Origin of the sequence: Coprococcus phoceensis (genome assembly GCF_900104635.1) — a bacterium.
Taxonomy (GTDB): Bacteria; Bacillota; Clostridia; order Lachnospirales; family Lachnospiraceae; genus Faecalimonas; species Faecalimonas phoceensis.
In genome coordinates this window covers 1-5,865 of record NZ_FNWC01000002.1, presented here as the reverse complement: position 1 = coordinate 5,865, position 5,865 = coordinate 1, and the positions used below count along the sequence as shown (strand labels likewise).

Annotated in this window: 5 protein-coding genes, 1 tRNA gene and 1 rRNA gene; all 7 read right to left on the bottom strand. The window is 36.8% G+C overall.

Annotated elements, in window-relative coordinates; translation table 11 throughout:
- Positions 1–293: 293 nt before the first annotated feature.
- Positions 294–1,520 carry a tyrosine-type recombinase/integrase gene (locus BQ5364_RS00070; protein ID WP_071143403.1) on the bottom strand — a complete coding sequence of 409 codons (1,227 nt, stop codon included), beginning with the start codon at positions 1,518–1,520 and terminating at the stop codon, positions 294–296.
- 36 nt (positions 1,521–1,556) lie between these two features.
- Entirely contained in the window at positions 1,557–2,726 is a 1,170-nt protein-coding gene (locus tag BQ5364_RS00065; RefSeq protein ID WP_071143402.1) for a Rep family protein, read from the bottom strand.
- A 271-nt stretch (positions 2,727–2,997) separates the two neighbouring features.
- Positions 2,998–3,357, bottom strand: coding sequence for a hypothetical protein (locus BQ5364_RS00060; RefSeq protein ID WP_071143401.1), 360 nt, complete (start codon positions 3,355–3,357; stop codon positions 2,998–3,000).
- Between the two features lie 248 nt (positions 3,358–3,605).
- Complete coding sequence (gene mobV, locus BQ5364_RS00055) at positions 3,606–4,664, bottom strand: MobV family relaxase (RefSeq protein ID WP_071143400.1); 1,059 nt, start codon at positions 4,662–4,664, stop codon at positions 3,606–3,608.
- A 337-nt stretch (positions 4,665–5,001) separates the two neighbouring features.
- A complete protein-coding gene (locus BQ5364_RS00050) occupies positions 5,002–5,334 on the bottom strand; it encodes a DUF3784 domain-containing protein (protein ID WP_071143399.1) in 333 nt (110 codons plus the stop codon).
- Positions 5,335–5,574: 240 nt separating this feature from the next.
- Positions 5,575–5,645: transfer RNA gene (locus BQ5364_RS00045), tRNA-Trp, on the bottom strand.
- 125 nt (positions 5,646–5,770) lie between these two features.
- A 23S ribosomal RNA gene (locus BQ5364_RS00040) occupies positions 5,771–5,865 on the bottom strand; the annotation flags it as partial.

The window sequence follows — 5,865 nt, the reverse complement described above, 5'->3', positions numbered from 1 at the left end:
AGAATGAATTTTCAGTCTGCAAGGCGGCGGAGTGAGGCGATGCGGTGGCATCGTCGATTGACGACAACGCAGTAGAGTGGAATTCAGGCAAGTCATTATGCGAAATATGAATGATACAGCACACTAGTATACAATACGGTACAAAAAAACCGCGTAAACACGCGGTTTTTTTGTAACAGGGGATGAGAGAATCGAACTCCATGTTCATCCCTGAAAAATCCTCATAAATCAAGGCTTTTCGTCTATTCCGAACTCTTATTTTTGGTACCCTCTGGTACCCTGTGTTTATTGTGCTAGAAATTAACAGCATTGTTAATCTGCTTCAATTTAGTTTCTGTATTTTTGTTGCTGAAATAATAGTATTTCCGGGTTGTGGCTATGTCAGTGTGTCCGAGTTGCTCCGACACTGTACTTTCATTCACTCCGCAATCTAAAAGTGTTGTTCCGTAAGTTTTTCTGATTTTATGGGATGTACGATGTCCAATCCTCAGTTCCTCACAGACCCTTGAAAGACGTTTATTAAAAGTATTTTCCCTTATACGCTTTCCACGGTTCATAAAAAGATATTCCCCGTGAGGATTCAGCTTTAATATTTCGTCTAATGTCCACTTTGCATTGTCTGGTAAGATGATAGTGCGATTTCCTGCATCTGTTTTAGATGTATCTTTCACATAAACTGTCCATTTTCCAGATTCATCTTTACATTTGACTTCCGTTCGATGTACTAAAAGTGTTCCGTTCTGTTGAATATCTTCACGCTTTAAAGCTGAGATTTCACCAATACGCATACCTGTCTGAAACTGCAAAAGCAGTCCAAGATTCCAGATGTCTGCATGGTTTCTGAGGTAACTTATAACGACTGGGATTTCATCTTCATTAAACACTTCGGTTTCCTTGTTAATGATTCTTTTTTCAAAGATATTATTTGGCAGTTCCAAATCTCCGAAAAATTGTGTCATGCTAAGGCTAGTGTATTTTTTATCCTTACCGTATTTAAAGATACCTCGGACTAAAGTCCTCAAACCTGCATAAGATTTTTTAGTCAAACCTAAATTGTGGATGGTAGATTTAATGAAATCCGTTAAATCATCCTCTGTAATGTCAGAAAACTCTTTCTTGCAAATTGGAAGTTTTTCTGAAAAAAATCGTTTATAGTCTGTACAATATCTGTCATAGGACTGTGGTTGGATTTCTCCATAATCTCTTTTGGAATTTATCCATTCTTCAAATACATCTTTGATATAGATTTTCTCTCTGAGTTTTTCGTAATATTCAATGATGAGGTCTTCAAGGTCTTCTTTCTTCTTCCTTTTGCGAGTTATACGTCCTTTTTGTTTGTCTGGAAAACGTGTCATCCATAAACCGTCCGTATTACACCAATAAGAATGTTTTGCGAGAATTTCCTGTCTTTTCATCTGCTGAACACGCTCAGAGATTTCTTCCAGATTGAGTATACCACAATCCATAGCTTGGCGTAAAGTTTCACTTTCGGAGAGACTGCCATTTCCTGATTTTATCATGGCGGTTACTCCTTATTAACTTGTCAAGGTACAAATTTATTTAAACATCTGGTTAAATTCTTCCAGAACATCAATTTCCGAATCAGGTCGATTTTTCTGAGAATATGGATTGTCACATTCTGCATCAGGAACAGCATAATAATGTCTTCTTTCCTGACAATATCTAACAGCGGAAATAGAATCACTATTTACATATAATGTGATGGTGATTCTTCTTACCAACTGTTCCAAAGAATCTACTGTATTAATATCATCAAAAATTTCATCATAAAAATCCACTGGATTGAATGGCGTTGTAATAATAATCAGGTCACAGGCTAACGATTTATCAGAATACCTTGCAGGTGCCATGATACGCTCTTGATTTCCAAACGGGTCAAGAATCCGAAGCAAATCGTGATATGGAATAACGTTACTACGAAGTTCATCCAGAATTAAAATATGTTCTCCGTTATAACTCTGAAATACATCCCTGCTGGAACCTGAAACGTAATATGCCCGCCCGTCCTGCTTCGCAATCGATCTAGCGAGACTTGTTTTCCCTGTGCCTGCAGCTCCGTAAATCCAGATTACCTTAACCCTACGGTTATTTTTTAACATATCCTGTCTCCAGATGTCGGCATGGCGTTCCAGAATTTTACTTGTGATAGTGTCAATCTGTTTTTTATATCTTCCGTATTGTGCCCCTGTCAGTTCCTGTTCCAGTTCGTCAAGGGTCATTTCTTCGTTGTAATAAGCATCCAAAAGCACATCAATTTTCTGTCTGCTCTTTTTCTTTAATACTTCTAATGTCTGTTTCTTCAATTCTTCCGCATAAGGAAAATTTGCCAAGACCTTTTCAGGAGAATACTGTGCTTTTACTTTCGCCCCACTGGTTGCGTGGACTAAATAAGCAAATCCATTGTTCGCCCGTTCATCCCACTTTTCAAGATACTGTGGTTTATCTCCTAAAATAGATGCTACATTTTTCAATGAACGTGCATTTTGAAAACACAGCATAACATGAATATGTTCTTTAACGGGATTTCCGTCTTCATCAATGTCTTTGTCATGTACTTCACTGATTGCATATTTTTTAGGGGCGAGTTTTGTCTTGATTCTTTCTTCTAATTCCTCACGTGTGCGAAAAGGAAGATGTTCCATCTGCTGAGTGTACATCATGTTTTTATATTTCGCAGTGGAAGAACTGGAAGCTTTTTTCTTCATAGTTCAATCACCCTTTCTGTATTTGGTTCCAATTTTGTGATTTTGCCCTCTCATTTATCAGTGTTTTTCTGTTTTCTGGCACCGTGGCACTTTTTATTTCTGCGACGTAGAACAAGCCCAACGTCGCAGAAATAAAGGATTTTATCAATATTGGCACCGACACCGTACCTTTTTTTGTTAAGAACACTGCATACAGTCAAGAAAAGATGGATGAGTGTCAAGAACAAGGGAAAAGCAAGAATGAGGGGAAAAGAATAAAATAGGTTGGATATTACAGAATAGAAATGTCTTCACAGGTGATGGACAGACAGTTCAAAAACGAACTGAAATTTCCTGCTTTATCCATTCCGTATGCTGTCACTGTTGGATTGACTGGCACAACCTTTTTCTTTGGCGAAACGTCAACCTCTTTCTTTACCTTAAAGAAAAGTGTCTCGAAAATGTTTGAGACTTCATTTCCTTTTTTCCCAGGATAAGTTGTATCATCTTTTGAAATAACAACTTCAATTTTTGTTCCCAACTTTTCTTTTGTATTGTAATCAGTCCAGTCGGAAGTTGATTTTACCGTAAATTCCTTTTCGGCTGCGAAATCATCCCAGTCAAATTTCATAAAACTTTTAAGACCGTTCATAATTTGGTCCTCCTTAAAAATTAATTTATTTCAGATTCAAAAAGCTACAAAAATAAAGACTTTTTCTTTGTATTAATTTGCTCTTTTGTCTGATAACTGAAAGATAACACATTATTTTTATAAGTCAATTCCACCAAAATTCACTTTCGGAAAATCAACTCATTTATGAGTCTTTTTTGTAAATATAAAATTTTTATAAACAAAAAACACGCCCTGTTTTACTAGAGCGTGTCAAAATATTAATTCATTCAGGATAACTGAAAAGAGTTATTATAATCGTTGTAATATGATTTTCTTGTAATTTCCTTGAAATGTTCCAACTGTTCTTTCTGCTTTACCATTCTTTTATCAGCCTGTTCCTTTTCGGCTTTTTGCTGTCTCAGATAAATGTCATAAAGAGAAGTACCATGGCTAGAGCATTTCTTTACAAATTTTACCAGAGAATTTTCTTCATCTGGCTTCGCCCAGTATTCGTTCGCCATCTCCATAAGGCTTTGACGGATGCTTTCTGATTCAATAAGAAAATCCTGCACACGATCTGCAAACTCTGTCTCTTTTTGCCTGAGCGTTTCTTCACGACAGGAGAGGTCAGTTTCTTTGCATTGCAGTTCTTTATCCCTCTGTACGTTGTAACGGAACGAAGAATCTAATAATTCCTGTTCAGCTCTCAGTTCTGCCAAGTCCTTGTATTCTTCAACACTCAGTCGGCGTGTGTAATCCCCTGATTTACGGTTTTCTAACTCAATGTCAAATCCCCGTTCAAGCATATATTTTCTTAAAGACTGGTGTTGCTGTTTCAATTTGAACTTATCAATAAAATCTTTCTGGGAAAGTCTTCCGTCAGAAGTGACGGGACAAAAAGAAACATGAATATGCGGATTTGTCTCATCTTCGTGAATGGAAAAACTGATGATATTATTTTCTCCGAAAGTGTCACAAACCCAGTCAATCATACAATCATAAGAATATAATCTTTCCTGTTCGCTGTAATGCTCTTCATACCATTTCGGGTCAAGTTGCAGTACCATTGACCGAAGAACAACGGCATCTTTTCTCAGTGGTCTTTTTACACATTTAAGTCTTTTATCCAGAGAATCATAAATCTGCTTAACGTCCGTACATTCCTCAAAACATTTTTTCTTCTGATTATAGAAATATGTACGATTATACATTGTTCTATCACTGTCAATACATTCGTTAAAATGATTCAAATTTATATCATTCTGCATATCTACCTCCCTTGCGTTATGGTGAATCAGTCCCTTTACATCCTGTTTTTTACATTTCACACTTGCGTCATATGACATTGTAAATGCGGTAATCACGTCCTTTCATATCTGTTATATATATTATAGCACAGTGATGTTATATTCTCAATAGAGATTGTTATATTTTTAACATTTTATTCTGTTTATACAGAAGTGTAGCCCAGTACACTTTTTGACAAAAGTTCTCTGGGTCAGGGGTTCCCCCTAAAACCCCAAAATACAGTAAACAAGGGATATGAAATAGCTGTGCCATCTCATATCCCTTGGATAATTTTTTCTGTTAATGAACTGTGAACGCTCCGTCAAGAACTGCCCTACGGCGTATCGGCTTCGCCTTGTTTCTTGACCTCACTGTGTTTGATAAACTGGAAGGTTGTTACTTTCTGCATAGCGTGTTTTCTAAAATAATAATTACCACGACATCAACCACAATGATTCCCACTGCAATATATACAAAAAATGCAGGAAGAAAATTTTCAAACAACCCCATAATTAATGTAAGAATTGCTATAACAGACATTCCAATTCCCGTTGTTCTGCATAACTTCTTTTCATCATATTTTTCCTTTTCTTCTTTTGTAGCCACATTATATCCAGAAATAAACCAACTTCCGTGTCCAGAAAGTGAAATTATAGAAATTACAGCAAGTATCACAAAAACAATCCATATTATCCAGTCAGGACCCGTAGCTAAATCTGCTAATTTCATATATATACACCTCCTCAACTTCTGATTTGTTGAACTAAGTATACCATAAACTTTTATTTTAGGAAATGTTTTAATTTGCACTTACACAGGGGTAGAAGAAATCTCTAACGTGTAACCTCCTTTTTGTCTGGATTTTGTCAGGGTACCAACTTTGGTACCCTAAGTGGTACCCTGCCCTTTTCGGGCAAAACAAAAGAGCCTGAATGCCTTGACTTTAAAGGCTTTCAGGCTCCTAAGGAGCAGGGGATGAGAGAATCGAACTCCCACCAAAAGTTTTGGAGACTCCTATCATACCATTTGACCAATCCCCTATATACTATTGATATATTCGGAAAAGCATCTGGCAATAACCAAATGCTCTATATTATGTACCTTCAAAACCACATACAATCCACTTTGATAATTCTCTCTTCATCCTTCTTGTTCCTATCACCTTTTGGTTATGCCCTCGACCGATTAGTAACAGTCAGCTGCATACATTACTGCACTTCCACCTCTGTCCTATCTACCTTGTCGTCTTCAAGGGGTCTT

Excerpts from the sequence above, each read along its gene's own strand:
- BQ5364_RS00070 (WP_071143403.1), bottom strand. The coding sequence starts at position 1,520 with ATGATAAAATCAGGAAATGGCAGTCTCTCCGAAAGTGAAACTTTACGC.
- BQ5364_RS00050 (WP_071143399.1), bottom strand. The coding sequence starts at position 5,334 with ATGAAATTAGCAGATTTAGCTACGGGTCCTGACTGGATAATATGGATT.
- BQ5364_RS00065 (WP_071143402.1), bottom strand. The coding sequence starts at position 2,726 with ATGAAGAAAAAAGCTTCCAGTTCTTCCACTGCGAAATATAAAAACATG.
- BQ5364_RS00060 (WP_071143401.1), bottom strand. The coding sequence starts at position 3,357 with ATGAACGGTCTTAAAAGTTTTATGAAATTTGACTGGGATGATTTCGCA.
- mobV (WP_071143400.1), bottom strand. The coding sequence starts at position 4,664 with ATGTCATATGACGCAAGTGTGAAATGTAAAAAACAGGATGTAAAGGGA.